Source organism: Tatumella terrea (genome assembly GCF_039523755.1).
GTDB lineage: Bacteria > Pseudomonadota > Gammaproteobacteria > Enterobacterales > Enterobacteriaceae > Tatumella > Tatumella terrea.
In genome coordinates this window covers 1-1,047 of sequence record NZ_BAAAFX010000022.1, presented here as the reverse complement: position 1 = coordinate 1,047, position 1,047 = coordinate 1, and the positions used below count along the sequence as shown (strand labels likewise).

The window sequence follows — 1,047 nt, the reverse complement described above, 5'->3', positions numbered from 1 at the left end:
GAACATGGACCCTTTTTACATCATGCACTGGATCGATCAAGTAGTCTTAAACGATCGGCATTAGCCTGGCAGCCTCTTTTTTTATCGGCTTTGCGGGGGATGCCAATCACAGGACGCTGTTGCTCTGCCGTTCGGAGTCTGTCTTTTTACCCGCCTTCCTTCCGTCGTTACCGTGTATCGCAAGCCACAGGGTATTGGCTGATCACAGAAGGTGCTGTGCGCTGTGATGTTTCTCTGATATTTACCGGCTGATACCCGTGTTCTGCCTGCCTCTCTTAGCAGCTTCCTTGCTTTTTCTGCTCTGCGGCTACGCTTGCGTTGTACCTGCTATTAAGATTTTCTGCCTGCGGTATACACTTCCCCCCAGCCCTCTGCTCTCTGCTCTCTGCTCTCTGCTCTCTGCTCTCTGCTCTCTGCTCTCTGCTCTCTGCTCTGCAACAGACTTGCCCGGAAACTCTGTTAGTGCCATAATTAAGTTATGTTATAACATAACAATTAAGCGGAGACTTTATGAAGCCTGATATCCATCCTTACTATCGCCCTGTACTGTTCCATGATACGACGTCTGGCGAGTACTTCAGGGTAGGCTCTACCATCAGAACTGAGCGCACGATCGACTATCAGGGAGAGACGCTTCCCTATGTGACGCTGGATGTTTCATCAAAATCACACAGCTTCTATACCGGTAAGCAGAAAACGGTCGCCAAAGACAGTCGTGCCGCGCGCTTTGCTCAGCGGTATAAACATTTACCGGTAAGCCCGGCGGAGGAATAATCATGCAGGTACTCAGTTCCCTGAAGTCAGCAAAGCAACGGCATCCGGATTGTAAACTGGTTCGCAGGCACGGGCGTGTCTATGTTATTTGTAAGAGTCACCCGCGCTTCAAAGCGGTACAGGGGAAAAAGAAGAAACGCTAACGCCCCGTTGGGCGGCGAACATTGCCCTCCGGAAATAGCAAAAAAAAACGGCCATTTCTGGCTAATGCCGATCGTTTAAGACTACTTGATCGATCCAGTGCATGATGTAAAAAGGGTCCATGTTCAACAT

Annotated in this window: 2 protein-coding genes; both read left to right on the top strand. The window is 49.8% G+C overall.

The genetic code is table 11. The annotated features are described in order from the left end of the window. Positions 1–510 precede the first annotated feature (510 nt). Positions 511–774, top strand: coding sequence for a type B 50S ribosomal protein L31 (locus ABD035_RS16250; protein WP_212714308.1), 264 nt, complete (start codon positions 511–513; stop codon positions 772–774). Between the two features lie 2 nt (positions 775–776). Further along, positions 777–917 (top strand): type B 50S ribosomal protein L36, encoded by a 141-nt coding sequence (gene ykgO, locus ABD035_RS16245; RefSeq protein WP_212714307.1) that lies wholly within the window; start codon positions 777–779, stop codon positions 915–917. Positions 918–1,047 lie beyond the last annotated feature (130 nt).

Excerpts from the sequence above, each read along its gene's own strand:
- ABD035_RS16250 (WP_212714308.1), top strand. The coding sequence starts at position 511 with ATGAAGCCTGATATCCATCCTTACTATCGCCCTGTACTGTTCCATGAT.
- ykgO (WP_212714307.1), top strand. The coding sequence starts at position 777 with ATGCAGGTACTCAGTTCCCTGAAGTCAGCAAAGCAACGGCATCCGGAT.